The 22749-nt window shown below is 59.6% G+C and carries 23 protein-coding genes; 12 read left to right on the forward strand and 11 right to left on the reverse strand.

Features of this window, described 5'->3' with window-relative positions:
• Positions 1-82: 82 nt before the first annotated feature.
• From CD175_RS25965 to CD175_RS25990, 6 genes are all read right to left on the reverse strand, one after another.
• A complete protein-coding gene (locus tag CD175_RS25965) occupies positions 83-421 on the reverse strand; it encodes a HopJ type III effector protein (protein WP_104450965.1) in 339 nt (112 codons plus the stop codon).
• Positions 414-710 carry a DUF1244 domain-containing protein gene (locus CD175_RS25970; RefSeq protein WP_007970303.1) on the reverse strand — a complete coding sequence of 99 codons (297 nt, stop codon included), beginning with the start codon at positions 708-710 and terminating at the stop codon, positions 414-416. Before CD175_RS25970 ends, CD175_RS25965 begins: the two co-directional genes overlap by 8 nt.
• Before the next feature lie 99 nt (positions 711-809).
• A complete protein-coding gene (gene folX, locus CD175_RS25975; protein ID WP_007970304.1) occupies positions 810-1181 on the reverse strand; it encodes a dihydroneopterin triphosphate 2'-epimerase in 372 nt (123 codons plus the stop codon).
• A 2-nt stretch (positions 1182-1183) separates the two neighbouring features.
• Positions 1184-1744, reverse strand: a complete 561-nt coding sequence (gene folE, locus CD175_RS25980; protein WP_102701473.1) for a GTP cyclohydrolase I FolE — start codon at positions 1742-1744, stop codon at positions 1184-1186.
• Between the two features lie 20 nt (positions 1745-1764).
• Positions 1765-2475, reverse strand: coding sequence for a dihydromonapterin reductase (folM, locus tag CD175_RS25985; RefSeq protein WP_104450966.1), 711 nt, complete (start codon positions 2473-2475; stop codon positions 1765-1767).
• 132 nt (positions 2476-2607) lie between these two features.
• Positions 2608-3177 (reverse strand): putative antibiotic biosynthesis monooxygenase, encoded by a 570-nt coding sequence (locus tag CD175_RS25990; protein ID WP_104450967.1) that lies wholly within the window; start codon positions 3175-3177, stop codon positions 2608-2610.
• Between the two features lie 223 nt (positions 3178-3400).
• Between CD175_RS25990 and CD175_RS25995 the strand changes: the two genes are divergently transcribed.
• Positions 3401-4360: a MerR family transcriptional regulator gene (locus CD175_RS25995; protein ID WP_104450968.1), complete on the forward strand. Its 960-nt coding sequence runs from the start codon at positions 3401-3403 to the stop codon at positions 4358-4360.
• Positions 4361-4363: 3 nt separating this feature from the next.
• Here CD175_RS25995 and CD175_RS26000 read toward each other — a convergent pair whose 3' ends face one another.
• Together CD175_RS26000 and CD175_RS26005 are read right to left on the reverse strand one after the other, a co-directional pair.
• Positions 4364-4969 (reverse strand): hypothetical protein, encoded by a 606-nt coding sequence (locus CD175_RS26000; protein ID WP_104450969.1) that lies wholly within the window; start codon positions 4967-4969, stop codon positions 4364-4366.
• A 54-nt stretch (positions 4970-5023) separates the two neighbouring features.
• The gene (locus CD175_RS26005; protein ID WP_104450970.1) at positions 5024-5500 is read right to left on the reverse strand and encodes a PAS domain S-box protein; all 477 of its coding nucleotides are present in this window, start codon (positions 5498-5500) and stop codon (positions 5024-5026) included.
• Between the two features lie 102 nt (positions 5501-5602).
• Between CD175_RS26005 and CD175_RS26010 the strand changes: the two genes are divergently transcribed.
• From CD175_RS26010 to CD175_RS26025, 4 genes are all read left to right on the forward strand, one after another.
• On the forward strand, positions 5603-6058 hold the full coding sequence (locus CD175_RS26010; RefSeq protein WP_104450971.1) for a flavodoxin: 456 nt from the start codon (positions 5603-5605) through the stop codon (positions 6056-6058).
• Positions 6059-6284: 226 nt separating this feature from the next.
• A complete protein-coding gene (locus tag CD175_RS26015; protein ID WP_102701466.1) occupies positions 6285-7067 on the forward strand; it encodes a class II aldolase/adducin family protein in 783 nt (260 codons plus the stop codon).
• Positions 7067-7969, forward strand: coding sequence for an alpha/beta fold hydrolase (locus CD175_RS26020; RefSeq protein ID WP_104450972.1), 903 nt, complete (start codon positions 7067-7069; stop codon positions 7967-7969). The genes CD175_RS26015 and CD175_RS26020 overlap by 1 nt, the downstream gene beginning before the upstream one ends.
• Before the next feature lie 295 nt (positions 7970-8264).
• Positions 8265-9176 carry an SDR family oxidoreductase gene (locus CD175_RS26025; RefSeq protein WP_104450973.1) on the forward strand — a complete coding sequence of 304 codons (912 nt, stop codon included), beginning with the start codon at positions 8265-8267 and terminating at the stop codon, positions 9174-9176.
• A 74-nt stretch (positions 9177-9250) separates the two neighbouring features.
• Here the strand turns inward: CD175_RS26025 and CD175_RS26030 are convergent, their stop codons facing one another.
• Positions 9251-10021 (reverse strand): N-acetylmuramoyl-L-alanine amidase, encoded by a 771-nt coding sequence (locus CD175_RS26030; RefSeq protein WP_104450974.1) that lies wholly within the window; start codon positions 10019-10021, stop codon positions 9251-9253.
• A gap of 638 nt (positions 10022-10659) precedes the next feature.
• Between CD175_RS26030 and CD175_RS26035 the strand changes: the two genes are divergently transcribed.
• The 4 genes from CD175_RS26035 to CD175_RS26050 all read left to right on the forward strand — a co-directional run bounded on the left by CD175_RS26035 (position 10660) and on the right by CD175_RS26050 (position 17395).
• Positions 10660-12453, forward strand: coding sequence for a DUF1302 domain-containing protein (locus tag CD175_RS26035; RefSeq protein WP_104450975.1), 1794 nt, complete (start codon positions 10660-10662; stop codon positions 12451-12453).
• 23 nt (positions 12454-12476) lie between these two features.
• The gene (locus tag CD175_RS26040; protein WP_104450976.1) at positions 12477-13847 is read left to right on the forward strand and encodes a DUF1329 domain-containing protein; all 1371 of its coding nucleotides are present in this window, start codon (positions 12477-12479) and stop codon (positions 13845-13847) included.
• A 142-nt stretch (positions 13848-13989) separates the two neighbouring features.
• Positions 13990-16536: a helix-turn-helix transcriptional regulator gene (locus CD175_RS26045; RefSeq protein ID WP_104450977.1), complete on the forward strand. Its 2547-nt coding sequence runs from the start codon at positions 13990-13992 to the stop codon at positions 16534-16536.
• 169 nt (positions 16537-16705) lie between these two features.
• Positions 16706-17395 carry a hypothetical protein gene (locus CD175_RS26050; RefSeq protein WP_104450978.1) on the forward strand — a complete coding sequence of 230 codons (690 nt, stop codon included), beginning with the start codon at positions 16706-16708 and terminating at the stop codon, positions 17393-17395.
• A 59-nt stretch (positions 17396-17454) separates the two neighbouring features.
• Here CD175_RS26050 and CD175_RS26055 read toward each other — a convergent pair whose 3' ends face one another.
• Positions 17455-18252, reverse strand: a complete 798-nt coding sequence (locus tag CD175_RS26055) for an IclR family transcriptional regulator (protein ID WP_104450979.1) — start codon at positions 18250-18252, stop codon at positions 17455-17457.
• 165 nt (positions 18253-18417) lie between these two features.
• On the opposite strand from CD175_RS26055, the gene hmgA reads away from it, so the two are divergent.
• The 3 genes from hmgA to maiA are packed head-to-tail and all read left to right on the forward strand — an operon-like array spanning position 18418 to position 21678.
• Positions 18418-19722, forward strand: coding sequence for a homogentisate 1,2-dioxygenase (gene hmgA / locus CD175_RS26060; protein WP_104450980.1), 1305 nt, complete (start codon positions 18418-18420; stop codon positions 19720-19722).
• 3 nt (positions 19723-19725) lie between these two features.
• Entirely contained in the window at positions 19726-21030 is a 1305-nt protein-coding gene (fahA, locus tag CD175_RS26065; protein WP_104450981.1) for a fumarylacetoacetase, read from the forward strand.
• Between the two features lie 12 nt (positions 21031-21042).
• Positions 21043-21678, forward strand: coding sequence for a maleylacetoacetate isomerase (maiA, locus tag CD175_RS26070; RefSeq protein WP_104450982.1), 636 nt, complete (start codon positions 21043-21045; stop codon positions 21676-21678).
• Between the two features lie 117 nt (positions 21679-21795).
• Here maiA and CD175_RS26075 read toward each other — a convergent pair whose 3' ends face one another.
• Entirely contained in the window at positions 21796-22599 is an 804-nt protein-coding gene (locus tag CD175_RS26075; protein ID WP_104450983.1) for a SirB1 family protein, read from the reverse strand.
• Positions 22600-22749: the final 150 nt, after the last annotated feature.

Consider the following 22749-nt stretch of genomic DNA (forward strand, 5'->3'; position numbering starts at 1 on the left):
GTGGTGAACGATGACGCTGGGAGCCTGACACCCCGTGGCGTTCTTCAGTCCATCGCGAGCGGGCTCGCTCCTACAAATCAAATCAGCGGCGTGTCAGCGGCTGTTGGGCGAACTTCACACCCGCCAGGCCGTGGGCAATCAGCGCACGGATGTTGCCGTGGTCGCTGCCTTCTGGCGTTGCCAGCACCGAGCGGTAATGCTCGCCGAACGCCAGCAGGGCTTCCTCATCGCTCAAGCCTTCGAGCAGCGCCAGACCCAGGGTCTTGCATGAGCCTTCGTTCTGCCCGACCGCGTTTTCCACGCCGCCATTGATGAAGGCCTGGGGCTGGTAGTCGTAACCGCCAGCAATGAACGCCAGGGTATCGGCGAAGGCGTGTTCGCCGCTGTTGAGGCTGGCGCGCAGGGTGTTCAAATCACTCATTGGGTTTTCCTTTGGCGAACGCCGCCTGTTGTTCGGCGCTGGCTTCTTGCTGATATTGGGCTTTCCATTCGGCGTACGGCATGCCGTAAACCACTTCGCGGGCTTCGTCGAGGCTGACGTCGATCTGGCGCTCGTCGGCCGCCGCCTTGTACCACTTGGACAGGCAGTTGCGGCAGAAGCCCGAGAGGTTCATCAGGTCGATGTTCTGCACATCCTTGCGGCTGTCCAGGTGGGCCACCAGCCGACGAAAGGCGGCGGCTTCGAGTTCCAGGCGTTGTTGATCGGTCATGGGGGTCTCTGCGAGACAGCTTTGAGCGACAAGCTTCAAGCTGCAAGAATTGGATTGCGGTGGCTTCTAGCTTACCGCTTGAAGCTTGAATCTTGAAGCTCAGCGGCTTGCTGCGAGTGTTATCGACACCGACTCGGCGAATCGCAGCGCGTGGGGCTTGTCGACCTCGACTTCGGCGTAGAGCACCGATGCGTTGGCCATCACCAGGTCGAGAATTTCCTGGGTCAGGCGTTCGAGCAGCGCAAAGCGGTTGCCTTCCACGTGGGCGATGATCGCCTTGGTGATCGTGCGGTAGTTCAGCGCGTGATCGATGTCGTTGTCACGTACCGCTTCCTGGGCCGCGTACAGAATGGTGAGGTTGATCAGCACATCTTGCTTGTTGAGGATTTCATCCTCATTGATGCCGATAAAGGTACGCAGGCACAGGTCTTTGACCCGGATACGTGCCATGCCTGGCTGAAGTTGTGGCATTGCTACTTGCTCCGTCCAATCAATTGCAGGAACTCCTGGCGGGTGTTGCTCGACTCGCGGAAGGCGCCGAGCATCACGGAGGTGTTCATGGTCGAATTCTGTTTCTCGACGCCGCGCATCATCATGCACATGTGCTGCGCTTCGATGACCACTGCGACGCCTGCCGCACCGGTCACCTGTTGCACGGCATCGGCGATTTGCCGGGTGAGGTTTTCCTGGATTTGCAGGCGCCGGGCGAACATGTCCACCAGCCGCGCAATCTTCGACAGCCCCAGCACCTTGCCGGTTGGAATATAAGCCACATGCGCCTTGCCGATGAAGGGCAGCATGTGGTGTTCGCAAAGCGAATACAGCTCGATGTTGTCGACGATCACCATTTCATCGTTGTCGGAAGCGAACAGCGCGCCATTGACGATCTCTTCGACACTTTGTTCGTAACCATGGCAAAGGTACTGCATGGCTTTGGCTGCGCGCACCGGGGTGTCGAGCAGGCCTTCGCGGTCTGGATTCTCACCGAGGCCGATGAGGATCTCTCGATAATTCTGGGGCAGGGATAACGTCATGGAAAATCCTCGCGGGACACTTATTTGATGTGCCTTCCGCCGTTGACGGTCAGGGTGGTGCCGGTGACATAAGGGTTGTCGAGCAGATAACGCAGGCTCTGGTAGATCACTTCGCAGCCGGGTTCGATGCCCAGCGCGGACTTGGCCAGTGCCTTGGCGCGGTAGGCCGGGTCGTCTTCAGGGTTGAACAGTAGCAGGGCCGGCGCAATCCCGTTGACCTTGATGTCCGGTGCGTACCTGGCGGCGAAGGACAGGGTCAGGCTGTCGAGTCCGGCTTTGCTGGCGCAATAGCCAATGTGCTTGCTGCTGCCCTTGCGGGTCACGTCATCGCTGATGTGCACGATGTCTGCGGGGCTTGAGCGTTGCAGCAGGTCGGCGCAATGCAGGTTGATCAGGTAGGGCGCCAGCATGTGCACGCTGAACATGCGGGTGAATGCGGCGGCGTCAGTGTCCGGTGTTTCGGCCAGCCATTCGGAGGCGTTGTGGACAATCGCCCGCAAACAGTCGGTGTGGGTTTTCAGTTCACTGATGAAGGCGAGGATCCCGGCCTCGCTGGCGAAGTCCGCGAACACGGCGGTGGCCCCCAGGTCGCGCAGGGCTTGTACGCCGGGCCGCTCGCTGCGGTAGCTGAAAATCACGCGATGGCCGTCTTCCAGCAATCGCCGGGCGCAGTGCAGGCCGACACGCTGGCCGGCGCCGGTAATCAGGATAGGGGCTGCGGAAGAAGTCATGAACGGCTCGCGTCGCGGTGAGAGCAAAACTATACCAGCGACGAGCCGTGCTATGCCCTGAAAAGATCGCAGCCTGCGGCAGCTCCTACAAGGGCGCGTTAGCGTCCCGCTTTTGTAGGAGCTTGCGACCTTTTAGTGATTTTGAGGGGCTGACTCGGTGGGCAACGCGCGTGCCGGCGTGTTGTTCAGCCAGGTAGCAAGCAGTCGAGTCGACAAAGGAATGAAGAAATACACCATCAGCGGCGTCAGGCACAGGGTGCTGACGAGCACGCGGGGCAGTAGTGTCATCTCGCCCAGCAACGGCCCCAGCACAAAGTTGAACAGCAGCGAGACCGGAAAGAACGCCAGCCAGATCGCCACGGCCTGTTTCCAGCGCGGCGGGCGTTGGCCGGCGACGCCAAACCAGCCTTCGATACCGCTGACCCGGTGTTCTGTCGGGTGGGCGAACAGGTCGCTGCCGCGTCCGAGCCAGGCGCTGCGAGAGACGGAATGTTCCCAGACGTGCAGGGTCTGCTCGTCGGCGAAGCGGAAAATGATCTGGAATTCGTCGTCCTCGGGCGGCGGAGCGAGCACACCGGAGCCGAGGTAGCCGGGAAAGTCGGTGGCCAATTGTTCGCCTTCGCGCAGCCAGGCGATCAGGTCCTGATAACGTCCATTGGCAACGCGGCGCGCAACCATCAGCGTGACGGGTGGGGTAGACATTGTGTATCTCCATAAGGCATTTGCGTCGCTCCGGATAGGCGCTTCGCCAGGCGCAGCGCCGGGGTGGTGGGCTGCGACTTGAAACAAGCAAGGATTATTCCTGATTCTGCCCGTGGCGTCTGTGACGTTTATCCGCTCATCCGCAGTTTCGATTTTTTACGGAAACTTTACGGGGCGGGGGCGTTAGAATAACGCTCGGACGATACAGGGATGTTTCAACAGGATGCCGATACATACAGATGTCGCTTCAGGATCCACGCAGGTCGTCGCTCTCGAACAGGAAGAGCTCTTCCCCATTCGCGAGGTGGCGCGCCTGACAGGCGTCAACCCGGTCACGCTTCGCGCCTGGGAGCGACGTTATGGCCTGATTGTTCCAACACGCACCGATAGCGGGCATCGACTGTATTCGATGTCCGATATTGAGCGTGTCCGTAGCATCCTCGGCTGGATCGAACGCGGTGTCGCGGTCAGCAGGATCGGCAAGATCCTGGCCAGGAGCGAGCCGCTCCAGGCGTTGTCGCACATTATCCCCAACAGCCTCGTGGAAGCCGATTACGCGCAGTGGCAGCAGCAGGTTCTTGCGGCGGTCAACGGGTTTGACGACCTTCGGCTGGAGCAGCTTTACGGGCAAATCTTTTCCAGTTATGCCCTTTCGGTGGTGTTTCAGGACATTCTGATCCCCGTCTGGAAGCAGTTGTTGCAACGCCAGGACCAGTTCGGCGTAACCAGCGAGTGGCTGTTCCTGGATGGTTTTCTGCGTTCCCGGGTAGTGCAGCGCTTGCTGTTGACGCGCGAGAAACTGCCGCGCCGCGTGGTCATCTGTGCCCTGGATGGTCACTGCCGGGAGCTGGAGCTGTTGGTTGCCGCCCTGTTCCTGAGTTCCGGGCCATCGGCCATTCGCGTATTGAACATAGGCCAGCCATTCGAGGAACTGGCGCTGATGTGTGAAAGGATCAAGCCCATGGCACTGGTGCTGTTTTCCAATCAGGTGCCGAATGCCGAGTTGCCGCGGCGCTTGAATCGCCTGGCCATGGGCCTGGAGTGTCGATTGTTGTTGGCCGGTGATGCTTCCGACCTGGCCCAGGAAAGCCTGGCCGGGTCATCGATCGGTTGCCTGGGCAATGAAGGGACGGTCATGAGCCAGCGTCTGAAGCAGTTCCTGGCGGGAAATCTGGATACTTGAAGTTCAGAGATGCAGCGTTGGATGGGTCAAACGATGCTGTTGCAGGATGAACTGGCGCAGACGCTCGGTTTCGTCCGTATCGCTCTGGTTCAGTTGATAGGCGTAGAAGCCCTGTTCGTTTTCTTTCTCGAAGGTGCCGCGCAAGGCAATCCGCTCATAGCCTGAGGGGCTGAACCACAAGGCGAAATGCTTCGGTGGCTTGGTCTTGTTGCGAACCTCCAGCAAAACCCCTTTGCACGACACTTCGTGTACCCACAGGGTGCCGGGTTGACCCTGGGCGTTTTCCAGCGCTACCGGCTCGTCCAGTACCAGACGCCAGGGCCGGACCATTGGCCCGTCTTCATAGATGCTCGGCACGCCGAGACGCAAATGCAGCGCATGGAACTCGTCTTCCACCAGGTGCAGGGGGAAGGTCATTTGCTGGTTTTCGAAGCTGGCTTGAATGGTGACCTGTTCATGGGCCGCCAGGCGGGTGAGCAGGTCACGGATTTGCGATCCACCGTTGACGAGCAGGCTCGACGTCGCATCCCGCACATTGAGTTGCGGGTTGTGTTGCATGGTCTGGATGAAATCCAGCTCATCCTGGGTCAGGAGTGCGTCACGTTGCATGGCCAGCTCGAAAGATATAATTACAAAGTCATTGGTGATTGTAGTTACTGACCATTAATTCTGAATTTCGTTTGCGCCGTTCGTCGCCTTGAGCGCAGCAAGCTCGGCCTGGAGTTCAGCGACCTGCCCCTCCAGTTGAGCCACGCGCTGTTGCGCCTTGACCTGCACCGTGACGTCTTTCTGCACACCGACAAAATAGGTTTGCCCGTCCGCTGGATTTTTCACCGTTGAAAGGGACAGCTCATTCCAGAACGGTGTGCCGTCCTTGCGGTAGTTTCGCAATATTTCCCGGCAGGATCCTTCACTGTTCAAGGCGTTGCGAATCAACGGCAGGGCTTCCTGGTCGCGATCCCCCGACTGCAGGAAACGACAATCCTGATAGAGGATCTCTTCGCTGGAGTAACCCGTCAGGCGTTCGAACGCGGGGTTGACGTAAATGAGGATTTTGTCCTGATCGCCTTCCTTTTCGGCAATCACGATGCCGTCGTTGGAGGCGTTGATCACCATTTGCAGCAGTTGGGCATTAATCATCGGAGCATCCTTTCCTGATTGATTGTCAATTGCATTCTAAGAGAATAATCACGACTGTGCTGTTAATATCCGGGTCTTTTACTCGGATTCAGGATCAGATTGATGAAAGTCGCCATCATTTCCGGCTCGGTGTACGGCACGGCCGAAGAAGTTGCCCGCCACGCCGCCAGCCTGTTGAAAGCCGCCGGTTTCGAAACCTGGCACAACCCGCGTGCGGCCCTCGCCGATATCCAGGCGTTTGGCCCCGAAGCCTTTCTGGCGGTGACCTCGACCACCGGCATGGGTGAGCTGCCGGACAATCTGCAACCACTGTATTCGACCATTCGTGACCAATTGCCAGCGGCCTGGCGCGGTTTGCCGGGGGCAGTGATCGGATTGGGCGATGCGAGTTATGGCGATACTTTTTGTGGCGGCGGCGAGCAGATGCGTGAATTGTTCGGTGAACTGGGCATTCGCGAAGTGCTGCCAATGCTGCGCCTGGATGCCAGCGAAAGCGTGACCCCCGAAACAGACGCCGAGCCTTGGCTGGCGGAGCTGATCAGCGCACTGCGCGAGTGACGGATAACCCGCCATCAACGCCAGTCAGGGTTCTGACAGTGCGGCAAAATCGGCCTGTCAGCCCCTTGCTGGCGCCGGTCGTTTGACATGGATCCAGAGCAGCAGGGTGACTGACTCGCTGGGACATCAAGCTGGCTGCCAATGCAACTACACGAACCTCAAGGGCTGACTAGACTCGGTAAACATAGGAAACACTCCATAATAAAAAACACCGAGGCTCCTTGCCGTGACTGTCGCTCCCGTCCAATCGCCACACAGTGTCAAAGACCAGGTCAGTGCTGCCGAGTGGCAGACTCGCGTTGACCTTGCGGCCTGTTATCGCCTGGTCGCTCAACACGGTTGGGATGACCTGATCTTTACCCACATCTCCGCCAAGGTGCCCGGCACCGAAGATTTCCTGATCAATCCGTTCGGGTTGATGTTTCACGAAATGACCGCGTCAAGCCTGGTCAAGGTGGACCAGGCCGGCAACAAGCTGATGGACAGTCCTTACGAGATCAATCCGGCGGGTTACACCATCCACAGCGCCGTGCATGAAGTGCGTCACGATGTGGTTTGTGTGCTGCACACCCACACGGCTTCAGGGGTGGCGGTCTCGGCCCAGAAGCAGGGCGTTCTGCCGATCAGCCAACAATCGTTGTTCGTGCTTTCCAGCCTGGCCTACCACGCCTACGAAGGTGTGGCGCTCAACCATGAAGAGAAAGTGAGGCTGCAGGCGGACCTCGGTGAAAACAATTTCCTGATGCTGCATAACCACGGTCTGCTGACCTGCGGCAGCACCATCGCCGATACGTTCCTGATGATGTTTACCTTTCAACGTGCCTGTGACATTCAGGTCATGGCGCAAAACGGTGCGGCTGAACTGATTGCCATCGAACCGCAGATTCTGGCCGGCGCCAAAGCCATGATCGCGGGTGTCACCAGAAGTGCTCAAGGAATGGGCGGAGCGCTGGCGTGGCCGGCGCTGCTGCGCAAGCTCGATAAACTTGACCCGGGTTATAAACTCTAATGGCACTCGCCGAGATTCCTCTGTGTGTCTGGCGCAAACGCAGCCAGACGTTCTTGTTCCGTGGCCACAGCATCCGTTACTGGACGGCGGGGCAGGGTGAGCCGCTGTTGCTGATTCACGGTTTTCCGTCCGCCAGTTGGGACTGGCATTACCTGTGGCAGCCATTGACCCAGCGCTTTCGCGTGATCGCTTGCGACATGCTCGGCTTCGGCGATTCGGCCAAACCGGCGAATCACGAATACAGCCTGCTGGAGCAAGCGGATCTGCAACAGGCACTGCTTGAGCACCTGAATGTCGAGCAGCCGGTGCACCTGTTCGCCCACGACTATGGCGACAGCGTGGCCCAGGAACTGCTGGCCCGGCATTACGAGTCGCGGGTGGAGCTGGCCAGTTGTGTGTTTCTCAACGGCGGTTTGTTTCCGGAAACCCACCGCCCGGTATTGATGCAAAAACTCTTGCTCAGCCCTTTGGGCTGGATGATCGGCCGCGCCTTCAGCCGTGATGGCCTGGTGAGAAGCTTTCGGCAGATTTTCGGTCCGCGAACCCGGCCCAGTGAAAGCCAGATGGATGATTTCTGGAGCCTGGTCGAAAGCCATCGCGGGCCACGAATCATGCACAAATTGATCGCCTACATCCCGGAGCGACGTGTCTGGCGCAACCGCTGGGTGCGCGCGATGCAGCGCGGTGAAGTGCCGCTGCGAGTGATCGATGGCGGGGTCGATCCGATCTCCGGTGTGCATATGGTCGAGCGTTACCGGGAACTGATTCCGGATGCGGACACCGTGGTGTTGCCCGACATCGGTCACTACCCGCAAATCGAGGCACCCTGCGAGGTCCTCAGGCACTACCTGGCGTTTCGCGATCAACTGCTTTTGCCGCCACGCAAAGTCGCCTGCTCCTGATTCGCAGCATTGAACCTGCTGGGCTTTTGTGGCGAGGGAGCTTGCTCCCGTCGGGTCGCGAAGCGGCCCTGAGGCATTCAATCCGGGACACAGGTTTTAGGACTGCTTCGCAGCCGAGCGGGAAGGTGCGGCGATCCGACAAGCTCCCTCGCCACAAGGGCTGCGCAACCTGTTGACGCGATCATCATCCCCCAGCCTTATCGCGCACCATTCAGCCTCCCCCGTGTTGATTGTGACCCGCTGCGCCGTGCCGGACACTCGGACTCATCGTCCCTTGGCCTGCTGGAGTCCCCCCATGAATGAGTCTGTGCGCTTCGAAGATAAAGTCGTGATCATCACCGGTGCCGGTGGCGGCCTGGGACGGGCGCATGCACTGCTGTTCGCCAAACAGGGCGCCAGGGTTCTGGTCAACGACCTGGGCGGCTCGACCCAGGGCGAAGGCGCCAACGCTTCGGCCGCCGCCCGCGTGGTAGCGGAGATTCGCGAGGCCGGCGGCATCGCCGAGGCCAACCACGATTCGGTCACTGACGGTGACAAGCTGGTCCAGCACGCCCTGGACGTCTTCGGTCGCGTCGACGTGGTGGTCAACAACGCCGGGATCCTGCGTGACAAGACTTTCCACAAAATGGAAGACGCCGACTGGGACCTGGTTTACCGCGTCCACGTCGAAGGTGCCTACAAAGTCACCCGTGCCGCCTGGCCGCACATGCGCGAGCAGAACTACGGCCGGGTGATTTTCACCGCGTCGACCTCGGGTATCTATGGCAATTTCGGCCAGTCCAACTACGGCATGGCCAAGCTCGGCCTCTATGGCCTGACCCGCACCCTGGCCATCGAAGGCCGCAAGAGCAACATCCTGGTCAACGCCATCGCCCCCACCGGCGGCACGCGCATGACCGAAGGCCTGATCCCGCCGCAAGTCTTCGAACAGCTCAAGCCGGAACTGGTCAGCCCCCTGGTGGTGTACCTGGCCAGCGAGAACTGCCAGGAAACCTCCGGTCTGTTCGAGGTCGGCGGTGGCTGGATGGGCAAGGTCCGCTGGGAGCGCAGCCTCGGTGTCGGGTTCGATCCACGGGCCGGCTTCTCACCGGAAGACGTGGCGGCGAACTGGCAGCAGATTTGTGACTTCGAAGGCGCGGCGCATCCGAAGGACAACATCGAAGCGCTGAAGGAAATGATGGGGAATTTGCAGAAGTATTCGCTCTGACCTTGTCGGCAAGGTCACATTGACTGACCTTGCCGGTGGCTGCATCTGTCGGTTGGAAAATCGTTTGCCCTCGATCAGCCGGAAAAGTATTTGAATACCAGTGCCTTCAGATTGGCGGCTGTCTGTGCATCCATTTTTCCGTCGAATTTTTCCGGGCGAAAATGCATCTGGAATGCCCGCACCAACTGTTGAAAACCACCTTCCGTCGAGGCGCCCGAAACCTCGTATCCATAGGACTTGAACAGCCCCAGCAATTCGCTTCGGCCTGGAACGCCCGATGTGGTGTATTGGTTCAGATACTCGTTCCGAGTGGCTTCATCGAACCAGGCGCCGACGCCTTTCAGGTACAGCGCCTGCCAGGGAAACATTGGCCCCGGGTCACTTTTGCGGCCGATTGAAATATCGGAGTGGCCCAACACCTGCGTCGGCGTGATATCCGGGTAGCGCTTGAGGATGTTCAGCGCCAGTTGTTCAATCGCGGCAATCTGCTCTGGGTGATACGGCGGGAAGGTGAATTCGCCGTTGTTGTCAGTCGCCAGGTTGACCACTTCAATGCCGATAGACGTGTCATTCAGATTGCTGCGGTTACCCCACTGACTGACGCCCGCATGCCACGCGCGATGACTTTCACCCACCAGGTTGAACACTTCTTGCCCGGTATAACCGGCTTTCAGGTAACTGGGGTCAGTGATATCCGGAACCAGATAGTGCGCGCTGACATTCGGGCCGGTCAGGGCACTGACAGAGCTCGCAAAGTCAGCGGCCGTGTAGTGAAGAACCAGAAAGCGTATTCGGCTGTTGAAGCTTCTGGCTGAGCGATAGTGGTTGTAGTTGATGGGCTTCATGGTTGCACTCGCAATAAGTAATTTTGAAGCCGGACGAAGATCAAGGTTGTTCGCCGACTTGCTGGTCAACTTAATGGCCCGAGTGCGATAGGTGTTTACCTATGCTTGTAGGTGCGTTCTGAAAGAAATGTAGGCGTCAGCTTGCTGGCGATGGACTCAAGTGCGCCGCGTTTATCCGGTTCACACGCGTTATCGTTAACGACCATCGCTGCGATGCGGCGACCCGACAAGCCAGCTCCTACAGGAGACCGTGCCCACGCTGAAAATGAGTCCCATAAAAAAGGCCGCTGCAAACGCAGCGGCCAAAGTAAGACGTTGGATCAGGAGCTACAAATCAACGTCAGTGAACACGGGGTGATGAACCGAATCCTCGATTCATCTGAAATCCTTCAGTCACGGCGCAGGCTCCGTGACAGCCAGGTAAGAATAAGCCCTCAGCACTGTAGGAAAAATACTAATTCCCGACATGCACTGTTGCAGCCCGGGCAACAGTCAGGATTCGGCTGCTCGACGTCCGGGTGATGACCCTGTGCCAGTCATCCTTTAGAGGTACACCACGAATACCTCTTTGGTGCGCTTATCGATCCCGGTGCCCCGGCAGTAGGGTGACGCCTTCTGTCACTCACCGGGGAAGACGCATGACAAAAACAACAATGCGCGCCATCTTCACACCGCAGGCACTGGCGGCCGCGGTCGCATTGGGCTGCTGTGCCCAGGCTCAGGCCATTTCGTTCAGCATCGGGGAAATCGAGGGGACGTTCGACTCCTCATTGTCGGTCGGCGCGAGTTGGGGCATGCGTGATGCGGATGATGCCCTGGTAGGCACCGTCAATGGCGGTTCCGGTCAGTCTTCGACCGGTGACGACGGGCGCCTGAACTTCAAGAAGGGCGAAACCTTCTCGAAGATCTTCAAGGGGATTCACGACCTCGAACTGAAGTACGGCGACACAGGCGCGTTTGTGCGTGGCAAGTACTGGTACGACTTCGAGCTCAAGGATGAAAGCCGCCCATTCAAGGACATCAGCGATCACAATCGCAAAGAAGGCGCCAAGTCTTCAGGCGGACAAATCCTCGACGCATTCGTCTATCACAACTACTCCCTCGCCGATTTGCCGGGCACGGTGCGTGCCGGCAAGCAGGTGGTCAGTTGGGGTGAGAGCACCTTCATCGGCAACTCGATCAACAGCATCAATCCGGTCGATGTGTCCGCGTTCCGTCGCCCTGGAGCCGAGATCAAGGAGGGCCTGATCCCGGTCAACATGCTGTTCGCCTCCCAGGGCCTGACGGAGAAGTTGACAGTGGAAGGCTTCTATCAACTGGAATGGGATCAGACGGTCGTCGATAACTGCGGCACCTTCTTTGGTGTCGATGTGGTGGCCGATGGCTGCAACAAGGGCTACACCGTCGCCAGCCCGGCCATTGCACCCTTGCAGCCGATTGCGGCTGCCTTTGGCCAGGGCTTCGAGGTCAGCAAAGAGGGCGTGATCGTTCCCCGTGGCGGCGACCGTGATGCCCGGGATTCTGGACAGTGGGGTACGGCGTTGCGCTGGCTGGGGGACGACACCGAGTACGGGCTGTACTTCATGAACTACCACAGCCGCAGCCCCAACGTCGGAACCACCACCGCCGGGCTCAGTACGCTGGCAAGCCTTCCGGGAATCGTCGCCACCGCCAACCGAATCGCCCCCGGCAGCGGTTCAGGCCTGGCCCAGAGTGTGATGCTCGGTCGCGGCCAGTATTACCTCGAATACCCGGAGGACATCCGCCTCTACGGCGCCAGCTTCGCCACCACCTTATCGACCGGCACTGCGTGGAGCGGGGAAATCAGCTACCGCCCCAACCTCCCGGTGCAGGTCAACACCAATGACCTGACTCTGGCCATGCTCAATCCGATCGCAGGCGGTGCGGCGTCGCCCATCGCCACGTCACCGGGGGCTGACAACAAAGGTTACCGCCGCAAGGAAGTGACGCAGATCCAGAGCACCCTGACGCACTTCATCGATCAGGTCGCCGGTGCAGATCGCCTGACGTTGGTGGGCGAGGCGGCGGTGGTTCGGGTCGGTGGTTTGGAAGCACGCAGCAAACTGCGCTACGGCCGCGACTCGGTGTATGGCCAGTATGGTTTCCACGGCGATACCGACGGCTTTGTGACCTCGACTTCTTGGGGGTATCGCGCTCGGGCCATCCTCGACTACAACAACCTCATCGCCGGGATCAACGTCAGACCCAATCTCTCCTGGTCCCACGACGTCTCCGGCTATGGCCCCAACGGTCTGTTCAACGAAGGCGCCAAGGCCATCAGCCTCGGTGTCGATGCGGACTATCGCAACACCTATACCGCGAGCCTCAGCTACACCGACTTTTTCGGCGGGGACTACAACGTCCTCACCGACCGTGACTTCGTGGCGTTGAGCTTTGGTGTGAACTTCTGATCTGGCTGAAAAGGATGAATTCAATGCGCAAGATGATTCTGCAATTGGGCACCGTTCTGGCTCTGAGTCTGCTGGCCGCCAAGGTGATGGCCGCGGTGTCGCCAGAGGAAGCCAACAAGCTCGGCACCAGCCTGACCCCGCTCGGTGCCGAGAAGGCCGGCAATGCCGATGGTTCGATTCCGGCCTGGACCGGTGGCATCCCGAAAAACGCTGGCGCGGTGGACAGCAAGGGTTTCCTGGCCGACCCGTTCGCCAACGAAAAGCCGTTGTTCGTGATCACCGCAGCGACCGTCGACAAGTACAAGGACAAGCTTTCCGACGGCCAGATCGCGATGTTCAAACGCTATCCCGAGACTTACAAGATTCCGGTCTATCCCAGCCATCGTACCGTGGCGTTACCGGCAGAAATCTATGAGTCGGCCAAGCGCAGTGCGCTGAACGTAACACCGATCAACGACGGTAACGGTCTGGCCAACTTCACCGGCAATCGCTATTACGCGTTCCCGATTCCGAAGAATGGCGTGGAAGTGATCTGGAACCACGTCACCCGTTACCACGGCGGCAATCTGCGTCGCACCATCACCCAGGCGACACCGCAATCCAATGGTGATTTCACAGTGATCCGCTTCAAGGACGAAGTCGCCGTGCCGTCGTTGCTCAGTGATCTGAAACCGGGCAGCGACGATAACGTCCTCAACTACTTCAAGCAGGAAGTCACCGCACCGGCGCGCCTGGCGGGCAACGTGCTGCTGGTCCACGAGACGCTCGATCAGGTCAAGGAACCGCGCAAGGCCTGGATCTACAACGCCGGTCAGCGTCGGGTACGGCGTGCGCCACAGGTCGCCTATGACGGGGTCGGCACCTCATCCGATGGCCTGCGCACCACCGACAACTTCGACATGTTTTCCGGCGCGCCGGATCGCTACGACTGGAAGCTCATTGGCAAGAAGGAGATGTACATCCCCTACAACAGCTACAAGCTCGACTCGCCAGACCTCAAGTACACCGATGTCATCAAGGCCGGGCACATCAACCAGGACCTGACTCGCTATGAGCTGCACCGGGTCTGGGAAGTCGTCGCTACGGTCAAGCCGAGCGAACGGCACGTGTACGCCAAGCGCCACATGTACATCGACGAAGACAGCTGGCAAGTGGCGCTGGCCGACCACTACGACGGGCGTGGACAGCTCTGGCGCGTCGCCGAAGGGCATGCCCAGTTCTACTACGATCACCAGGTGCCGGCCTATACCGTCGAAGCGCTGTATGACCTGATTGCCGGTCGCTACATCGCACTGGGAATGAAGAACGAAGAAAAGCGCAGCTTCGAGTTCAACATCGATGCAAAAGCGGGGGACTACACACCGGCAGCCTTGCGTAGCACGGGGGTCAGGTAGGTTTCCTACAGGCTCCTACACAAAAGGGTGACTTTGCGGTCACCTTTTTTATAGGGGGCGATCAGTGTGTTGAATACTTCTTCAACAAGCACTCGGGAGGGGTCTAGGGTGGCGCCAGAATTATAAAAAAAGGCGCATCACAATGACTGCAATGACGCACTGTCTGGACCGCCCTGGCCTTGTGCCCCGACTGTCGTCCCATCATCTGTCCCGCGAGCGGCTGGTCGAGCCCATGCTGGTGTCGACCGCGAGGGTGAAGTTGCTTTGCGCACCGCCCGGCAGTGGCAAGAGCGCGTTGCTCAGCGAATGCCTGCTGCGGGCGCCGGAGCACTGTCGGGTCTGTTGGCTGCCGCTGGCGGGGGCGTCGTTGAGTGCTGCCGATTTTCTGTTGCGCCTGACGCAAGCGCTGGATCTGCCCTCGGCGGATGAGCCCGGGCTGCTGGCGCATCTGGCCCGATTACAGACGCCGACCTGGCTGTTTCTGGATGATTACTGCCGCGCACCCAACACGGAACTCGACCGGATGCTCGATCGCCTGTTGGCCGTCGCCAACCCGGTGCTGACCTGGTGGCTGGGTTCCCGTCGTCGACCATCCTGCAACTGGCCGCGGCTGCTGCTCGATGATGAGGTGTACGAGTGCGAAGGCCGGGCGCTGGCGTTTACCGAGGCCGAGGTCGGGCAGTTGCTCGGTCATGTCGACCCAACCCTGGCGGCCCGGACCGCCAAGAGGGTGGTTGAGCGTAGCGGTGGCTGGTGCGCTGGCGTGCGGATCGCGTTACTCAATGGTTGCCCGTGGTCGGGTGAACAGGGGCGTTCGGCAACGCTGCTCGATTATCTGCAGCACGAGTTGTTCAACACCTTGCCGCCGGAGTTGGTTGAGGTCTGGCAGGTGTTGGTTCATCTGCCACGCTTCAATGCCAGCTTGTGCGAGCATCTTTTCGGTACGGGTGAGGGAGCGCAGTGGCTGCACGCATTGCAGGACATGGGCTGCTTCATTGAGCCTTGGGAAGACTCCGTCGAGTGGTTGCGGATCTGCGAGCCACTGGCCCGGGCAATGGCGGAGGAGCCGACCCCGGCCGGGCGATCCTGGCATCGCCGCGCGTGCCAATGGTTCAGCGCCGAAGAGGACTGGCAAGGTGCGTTCGAGCAGGCGCTGTTGGCGCAGGAGTTCGAAGTGGCGGTCAGTCTTTTGCAGCACTTCAGCCTCGAACATTTGTTCCGGCGCGAAAATGTCTGTCTGCTGTTGAAACTCCACGAGCGTCAACAGGCTGAGCTGACCCTTGTTACACCGCAATTGGTGGGGCTGGTCAGCGCGGCGTTGTTGTTTGCCGGACGTTTCGATCCTGCCGCCGCGTGCATTGAGCAACTGGCACGATTTGCCCCGCAGCCTACGCAGGCGCAGCAACGGCAACTGCTGGCACGCTGGCAGGCGCAACAGGGCTGGCTGCTGCATTTGCAAGGCCGTATGGAGGCGGCCCGTACGCACTTTCTCGATGCGCTGGCCGAGCTGGGCGTCGATGCCTGGCCGGCGCGAGTGTTGTGCCTCTCAGGACTGACCCAGCAGGCATTGCTCAACGCCGAACTCGATGTGGCACAGGCGTTCAATCGTGAGGCACTGTGCCTGGCGCGCGCCCAAGGCTCGCTATTGTTCGAAGGGCTGCTTGAACTCGATCACGCACAGTTGCTGGAGATGCGCGGAGCGCCCCGACGCGCCGAGAGCTTGTTGGCTGATACGGTTGCGCTGTTGTCTCGAGAGGCTGATCGACCGACGCCGCTATTGGGGCGAATTGCCCTGCGGCGAGGACGGTTGGCCCTCTGTCAGGGACAAGATGAGCTGGCCGCCGGTTTCTTCCAGTCCGGCCTGGAGGACTGCCTGCAAAGCCAGGACAAGCACGCGCTGTATGGCTTTCTCGGGCAGGCGCAGATGGCCGCCAACCAGCGCGATTATGCCCATGCGTTTGATCGTCTGCGCGAAGCCGAACGGTTGATGCAGCAACGGCAGATCCCCGACACGGTGTATCGCAGCGTACTGCTGCAAATCAGCAGTCATTTCTGGCTGCAACAAGGGCGCCCGGAGTTGGTCCGGGAAGCGCTGACCCGAGTCTTGCGTCATTATCGCGGGGCCCATGCACGCCAGGCACCACCCGCCACGCTGCAACTGATTGCGCGTATCGAATACCAGTTGGTGTTGGCCGAGACTCAACTTCAATTGGCGCAAAATCCATTGGATCGCCTCAAGGCGTTACTCAAGCAGGCGCAACAACAGGCCATGCTGGCGCTGGAAGCGGAGTTGCAATTGGCAATCTGCGAAGTGGCGGACCTGACGGGCGAGCCGGACATGGCTCATGCCGCACTGGAGGCTGGCCTGGCGTTGGTGAAGCGTTGTCATGGGCAACAGGCATTGCGTGATTTGAATTTGCGCCAGCCGAGTCTGATCTGTCGTCTACAGGGAACGGCGCCCGTGGTCGATAGGGACTCCGATGTCAGTTTACTGAGCGGGCGAGAGCTTGAAGTACTGGACCTGATTGCCCAAGGCAACTCCAATCAGCAAATCGCCGAACAACTGTTCATTTCGTTGCATACGGTGAAAACCCATGCCCGGCGCATTCACAGCAAGTTGGGTGTGGAACGACGCACACAGGCAGTTGCCATGGCGAAGAAGTTGGGGTTGATAATGCAAGTTTGGTAAGTGTTGGTTTTTAGTCGGGACATGAATTAAAACATACTGTTGCGTGCATAAATAATCGTGTTGATTAGTATGGTTGCCGGCGCTGACAGATCAGAAGTTTGTTGTACTGTCAGTACATTGATTCGATTCGCCGAGCAGGATGTTCGGCTATTCAAGACAGGAAGTCTGTATGAGCGACAGTTTTTTTTCTTACAATAAGGTTTTGCTATTGAAGCGCATTCGTGCGGATTTCGCAGTCGAAGTGCTGTTGGTTTCGCGCTTGGGAGAACTCGGGATCAACCCGTTCAAGACCTATTTGAGTACGCTGGTTGATCTTGTTGGCACTGACGTCAGCGAATCCAGGACGTTATTCGATGAGACACTGGAGTGGGTTGAGAAAGAGACACTGCCAAACTATATCCAGGGTATCAATGGGGTTTTCAATCGGCAGTATTCTTTCGAGCCGGAGCATCGGGTTGAAGGGCTGGACCTGATAGCGTTTGAAAGCATAGTCATTGAAATCGTCCGTTGGTTGACCGAAGCGCCGTCAATCAACCTTTCAAAACGCTCGATCAAAGTATCCGGCATCGAAGCGGTCCACGCAGCGTTGAAGTATCAGCTACCGGAAATCAATATCGATAACCTGTACTTGACCCGTTTTGTTGCGGAAGCGGGTGGGCGAAAGATACTTCAATCCCAAAGCCTGGCCGAAGATGTCTTTGCTCGTTTTCAACAGAATGAAATTCCTTACTATCACGGCGAAGGAGTGGGTATTTATACGATCGCTTACAGTGCCCAGGAATCTGATTTGCATCCGCAGCTTACGATCAAGGACATCAGTGACCTGGTGATCGAAATCGCTCCGGAATTTTTGAGCTGATTGGTGTTTTCATAAAAGCAGCTGTGCCAACCCCCTCTTGGTTGGCGCAGCTGTCGCAATCAGGTTGCGGCGGCGGGTTCATAACCCATGCGCCAACTGACAGCACGGCTGGCGGATAACAGCCGCTGCGCCGCCGGCCCGTTTTCATCGGCATGGAACAACGATGTTGGCCCCACCACCGTCAGCACGGCAACCACTCTGCCCATCGCGTTGAACACCGGTGCCGACAAGGCATCCACCCCTGGCAGCAGCAAACCATGTACATGGTGCAAACCGCGTGCGCGGATTTGTTCGCACTGGGCCGCGTAGGCCTGATTGTCTGCCAGCACATGGGCTGCGTGGGCCTGCAACTCCTGCACGCGCAGATCCTCGGTCTCGCGTTTCGGCAGGTAGGCGCCAAATACCAGTCCCGTCGAAGAGCTGAGCAGCGGCAGCACCGAGCCCAGTTGTGTCACCACCGTCACCGCACGCACTGCCGGTTCGATGTGCACCACGGTCGCGCCCTGATTGCCCCATACCGCCAGAAAGCAGGTTTCGTTCAAGTCATCGCGCAGCTCGGCCAGGGGCAGGGCGGCGACTTTCAGCACGTCCATACTGTTGAGTGCTGCCAACCCCACGCGCAAGGCTTCACGACCCAGGCCGTAATGGTTGGTCGCCGCGTTCTGTTCGGCAAACCCGCTGGCGATCAGCGCCTGCAAATAGCGGTGGACCTTACTCGCCGGCATCTGCACGTGTTCGGCCAGGCGCGACAGCGAAGTCGAAGGCGACAACTCGGCCAGAGCCTTGAGGATGTCAGTGCCCACCTCGGCCGAGCGGACTTTCTGTTTACCGTTGCTGTCGCTGGTGGGCTTTTGCATGGAGGCAGTTTGATCCTGTTACGAATGGGCGTCTTTATAGCTTGACGGTCAATTCCAATCAAATTACGTTATGCGTAATCAAATTACGATAAAAATAACCCAGGCGTGCCTCGACCTCTGCAACAGAGCGAGCGGCCACTGCCGACTCCCTGTTCAGGAGGCTCCATGAACCCCGATTCAACAATGCCAGCGCTGGCCTACCTGTCAGGCTTCGGCAACGAATTCAGCAGCGAAGCCTTGCCCGGTGCACTGCCTGTCGGCCAGAACTCCCCGCAAAAAGCCCCGTACGGTCTCTACACCGAGCTGTTCTCCGGCACGGCGTTTACCATGCCGCGCAGCGAGGCGCGGCGGACGTGGATGTACCGCATTCAGCCGTCGGCCAATCACCCGGCATTCGTCAAGTTGGACCGGCAACTGGCCGGCGGCCCGCTGGGTGAGGTGACCCCCAACCGCCTGCGCTGGAACCCGCTGGACATTCCCGCCGAGCCGACCGACTTCATCGACGGCCTGGTGAGCATGGCCGCCAACTCGGGCGCGGAAAAACCGGCCGGTATCAGCATCTACAACTACCGCGCGAACCGTTCCATGGAGCGCGCGTTCTTCAACGCCGACGGCGAGATGTTGCTGGTGCCTGAACTGGGGCGCCTGCGCATTGCCACCGAACTCGGCGTGCTTGAACTGGAACCGCTGGAAATTGCCGTGCTGCCACGCGGTCTTAAATTCCGCATCGAACTGCTCGACCCGCAGGCCCGTGGTTATGTCGCCGAAAACCATGGCGCGCCGTTGCGTCTGCCGGACCTGGGGCCGATTGGCAGCAATGGCCTGGCCAATCCGCGGGACTTCGTGACCCCGGTGGCGGCCTACGAGAACCTGCAACAACCCACTACGCTGGTGCAGAAATTCCTCGGCCAGCTGTGGGCATGCGAGCTCAATCATTCGCCGCTCAACGTGGTTGCCTGGCACGGTAACAACGTGCCGTACAAATATGACCTGCGCCGTTTCAACACCATCGGCACCGTCAGTTTCGATCACCCGGATCCGTCGATCTTCACCGTGCTGACCTCGCCTACCAGCGTCCATGGCCTGGCCAACCTCGATTTCGTGATCTTCCCTCCGCGCTGGATGGTGGCCGAGAAAACCTTCCGTCCACCGTGGTTCCATCGCAACCTGATGAACGAATTCATGGGTTTGATCCAGGGCGAATACGACGCCAAGGCCGAAGGCTTTGTGCCCGGCGGTGCTTCGCTGCACAGCTGTATGAGCGCCCATGGTCCCGACGGAGAGACTTGCACCAAAGCGGTTAACGCTGACCTCAAACCGGCGAAAATAGACAACACCATGGCATTCATGTTCGAGACCAGCCAGGTATTGCGTCCGAGCCGTTTCGCCCTCGATTGCCCGCAACTGCAAAACACTTACGATGCCTGCTGGGCTACGCTGCCCGCCACTTTCGACCCGACCCGGAGATAACCCATGACGCAGACTTCCATCACTCGCAGCTGGGTTGTATCCGCCAACGGCCATGCGGATTTCCCTCTGCAAAACCTGCCGCTGGGCGTGTTCAGCCTCAACGGCTCGGCACCGCGCAGTGGCGTGGCTATTGGCGAGCATATCTTTGACCTGCAAGCGGCCCTGGAGGCCGGGTTGTTCGATGGCGCCGCGAAAACAGCGGTCGAAGCGACCCTTGGCGGTCAGTTGAATGCCTTCTTCGAACTGGGCCGCGAGGCTCGCGTCGCGTTGCGCGAGCGTTTGCTGGAACTGTTCGCCGAGGGCAGCACCCTGCACGGCAAGATCGAAGCCCAGGGCGCAAAACTGCTGCCGCTGGCGGCGGATTGCGAAATGCACCTGCCGGCAAAAATCAATGATTACACCGACTTCTACGTCGGCATCGAGCACGCGCAGAACGTTGGCAAACTGTTCCGTCCCGACAACCCGTTGCTGCCGAACTACAAGTACGTGCCAATCGGCTACCACGGTCGTGCGTCGACCATTCGCCCGTCCGGTACCGATGTCCGCCGCCCGAAAGGCCAGACGTTGCCGGCCGGTCAGAGCGAACCGACGTTCGGCCCTTGCGCACGCCTGGACTACGAACTGGAACTGGGCATCTGGATCGGCCAGGGCAACGACATGGGCGACTCGATTGCCATCGGCGACGCCGCCGATCACATCGCCGGTTTCTGCCTGCTCAACGACTGGTCGGCACGGGACATCCAGGCCTGGGAATACCAGCCGCTGGGGCCGTTCCTGTCGAAAAGCTTCATCACCAGCATCTCGCCGTGGGTCGTCACCGCCGAAGCGCTGGAGCCGTTCCGTCGCGCCCAGCCAGCGCGTCCGCAAGGCGATCCGCAGCCGCTGCCGTACCTGCTCGACAAGCGCGATCAGGCCGCTGGCGGGTTCGACATCGAACTGGAAGTGCTGCTGCTCACCGAGGCCATGCGCGAGCAGAACCTGCCGGCCCATCGCCTGACCCTGAGCAACACACAGCACATGTACTGGACCGTGGCGCAAATGGTCGCGCACCACAGCGTCAACGGCTGCCAATTGCAGGCCGGTGACCTGTTCGGTTCGGGCACCTTGTCGGGGCCGGAGAGCGGTCAGTTCGGCAGCCTGCTGGAAATCACCGAAGGCGGTAAGAAGCCGATCGAACTGGCCTCGGGCGAGGTGCGCAAGTTCCTTGAGGACGGTGACGAAATCATCCTGCGCGGCCGTTGCCGTCGCGACGGTTTCGCGTCCATCGGTTTCGGTGAGTGCCGTGGCAAAGTGCTGCCGGCGCGCTGAGAGGAGCGGGGCATGGAACTCTATACTTACTACCGTTCGACGTCGTCGTACCGGGTGCGTATCGCGTTGGCGCTCAAGGGCCTTGATTATCAATCCTTGCCAGTCAACCTGATCGCACCCGAAGGCGGCGAGCATCGACAGCCGCCTTATCTGGGCATCAACCCGCAGGGCCGCGTGCCGGCCTTGCGTACCGATGAAGGCGAGTTGCTGATCCAGTCTCCCGCCATCATCGAATACCTGGAGGAACGTTATCCACAGGTGCCACTGCTGTCCAAGGACCTCGCCACCCGCGCACATGAGCGTGGCGTGGCGGCAGTGATCGGCTGCGATGTGCACCCGCTGCACAACGTCAGCGTGCTCAACCGGCTGCGCCAGTCGGGCCACGACGAACCTCAGGTGGTGGAGTGGATCGGTCACTGGGTCGGCCAAGGCCTGGCCACGGTAGAGCAGTTGATCGGCGATGACGGTTACTGCTTCGGCCCCGAGCCGGGGCTGGCGGACGTCTACCTGATCCCGCAGCTGTACGCGGCCGAGCGTTTCAATGTTTCTCTTGAGGCTTATCCGCGGATTCGTCGAGTGGCAGTGTTGGCGGCGACGCATCCGGCGTTCATCCAGGCGCATCCGGCGAATCAGCCAGATACGCCATAACGGTTCACACCAACCCAATGTGGGAGCGAGCTTGCTCGCGATAGCGGCATGTCAGTCATATTGATTTGACTGACACTCCCTCTTCGCGAGCAGGCTCGTTCCCACAATGATTTTTGATCAATGAACGATGGCGTTCGGCGGTAGGTGCCCCAGCCGTTCCGTGAGGCGAATCCGCTGGATGGGATCATCGCTGAGCAGCAGGGCATGCTCCAGGTCAAAACGCTCGGCGTTCGGGCAGTCCAGCCGTTGGTACAGGCTGGCCCGGGCCAGATAGTCGGCGGTACTGGCATTGCCCAGTTCCAGGACGCGCCCGGCGTCGATCAGGGCATTGATGAAGTCGTCGTGGGAGAGGTACAACTGGCGCAGGTTGCGCGACAGCCGTTGCAGCATCTGCACCGGCTCGGCGGTGACCAGATGGTCGGCGCTGAGCTTCATGTTCGGGCCATACTGGCGGTGCAACAACTCTCGGCAATCGTTCGGATAAAGGCGACGGCCGCCGCAGGGGTCGAGCAAATGATCGGCGCCCGGCACCCGCAGCAGGAAATGCCCGGGAAAGTTGACCCCGACCATGGGGATCTCCAGGCCCCTGGCCAACTCCAGCGCAATCAACCCCAGCGTCAAGGGTTGCCCTCGTCGGCGTTCCAGTACTTTGTCGAGCAATGCCACTTGCGGGCGCAAGGGTGTGAAATCGTCCTGGGCAAAGCCCAGGTCGTTCATGCGCCGCAATAGCGGTTGGGCCAGTTCACTGACCGGCAGCATCGGCAAGCCACCGCTGACCCGTTGCTGCAATTCCTGGAAATCGGCCAGTACCGCTTGGGGGTTCACTTCACCGTCATGCTCGACCGCAATCCATAGCGCCGCCTCGAACAGCGCGGGCGGTGAACGTTGCAGGCAGGCGAAGAACGATTGGCGCGGGGTCATCAAAATCTCCGGGCAATGCCTCGTTTTAGTCCCCTCTCCGGCATTCGTCCAGTGCTGTACAAGCGCGAATTCCGGTTATTTCCGAAAACCTGCATCGCGGCCGCGCTTATTCCGGTGCGCTTCTGCAATTTTCGGGCGCAAGCCTATACT

Source organism: Pseudomonas laurylsulfatiphila (genome assembly GCF_002934665.1).
In the GTDB taxonomy this organism is placed as follows: domain Bacteria; phylum Pseudomonadota; class Gammaproteobacteria; order Pseudomonadales; family Pseudomonadaceae; genus Aquipseudomonas; species Aquipseudomonas laurylsulfatiphila.

Excerpts from the sequence above, each read along its gene's own strand:
- CD175_RS25970 (WP_007970303.1), bottom strand. The coding sequence starts at position 710 with ATGACCGATCAACAACGCCTGGAACTCGAAGCCGCCGCCTTTCGTCGG.
- CD175_RS26050 (WP_104450978.1), top strand. The coding sequence starts at position 16,706 with ATGAGCGACAGTTTTTTTTCTTACAATAAGGTTTTGCTATTGAAGCGC.
- CD175_RS26030 (WP_104450974.1), bottom strand. The coding sequence starts at position 10,021 with ATGAAGCCCATCAACTACAACCACTATCGCTCAGCCAGAAGCTTCAAC.
- fahA (WP_104450981.1), top strand. The coding sequence starts at position 19,726 with ATGACGCAGACTTCCATCACTCGCAGCTGGGTTGTATCCGCCAACGGC.
- CD175_RS26020 (WP_104450972.1), top strand. The coding sequence starts at position 7,067 with ATGGCACTCGCCGAGATTCCTCTGTGTGTCTGGCGCAAACGCAGCCAG.
- CD175_RS26005 (WP_104450970.1), bottom strand. The coding sequence starts at position 5,500 with ATGATTAATGCCCAACTGCTGCAAATGGTGATCAACGCCTCCAACGAC.
- CD175_RS26010 (WP_104450971.1), top strand. The coding sequence starts at position 5,603 with ATGAAAGTCGCCATCATTTCCGGCTCGGTGTACGGCACGGCCGAAGAA.
- CD175_RS26075 (WP_104450983.1), bottom strand. The coding sequence starts at position 22,599 with ATGACCCCGCGCCAATCGTTCTTCGCCTGCCTGCAACGTTCACCGCCC.
- folE (WP_102701473.1), bottom strand. The coding sequence starts at position 1,744 with ATGACGTTATCCCTGCCCCAGAATTATCGAGAGATCCTCATCGGCCTC.
- CD175_RS25965 (WP_104450965.1), bottom strand. The coding sequence starts at position 421 with ATGAGTGATTTGAACACCCTGCGCGCCAGCCTCAACAGCGGCGAACAC.
- CD175_RS26045 (WP_104450977.1), top strand. The coding sequence starts at position 13,990 with ATGACTGCAATGACGCACTGTCTGGACCGCCCTGGCCTTGTGCCCCGA.
- CD175_RS26000 (WP_104450969.1), bottom strand. The coding sequence starts at position 4,969 with ATGCAACGTGACGCACTCCTGACCCAGGATGAGCTGGATTTCATCCAG.
- hmgA (WP_104450980.1), top strand. The coding sequence starts at position 18,418 with ATGAACCCCGATTCAACAATGCCAGCGCTGGCCTACCTGTCAGGCTTC.
- folX (WP_007970304.1), bottom strand. The coding sequence starts at position 1,181 with ATGCCACAACTTCAGCCAGGCATGGCACGTATCCGGGTCAAAGACCTG.
- CD175_RS26040 (WP_104450976.1), top strand. The coding sequence starts at position 12,477 with ATGCGCAAGATGATTCTGCAATTGGGCACCGTTCTGGCTCTGAGTCTG.
- CD175_RS26055 (WP_104450979.1), bottom strand. The coding sequence starts at position 18,252 with ATGCAAAAGCCCACCAGCGACAGCAACGGTAAACAGAAAGTCCGCTCG.
- CD175_RS26025 (WP_104450973.1), top strand. The coding sequence starts at position 8,265 with ATGAATGAGTCTGTGCGCTTCGAAGATAAAGTCGTGATCATCACCGGT.
- CD175_RS25990 (WP_104450967.1), bottom strand. The coding sequence starts at position 3,177 with ATGTCTACCCCACCCGTCACGCTGATGGTTGCGCGCCGCGTTGCCAAT.
- folM (WP_104450966.1), bottom strand. The coding sequence starts at position 2,475 with ATGACTTCTTCCGCAGCCCCTATCCTGATTACCGGCGCCGGCCAGCGT.
- CD175_RS25995 (WP_104450968.1), top strand. The coding sequence starts at position 3,401 with ATGCCGATACATACAGATGTCGCTTCAGGATCCACGCAGGTCGTCGCT.
- maiA (WP_104450982.1), top strand. The coding sequence starts at position 21,043 with ATGGAACTCTATACTTACTACCGTTCGACGTCGTCGTACCGGGTGCGT.
- CD175_RS26035 (WP_104450975.1), top strand. The coding sequence starts at position 10,660 with ATGACAAAAACAACAATGCGCGCCATCTTCACACCGCAGGCACTGGCG.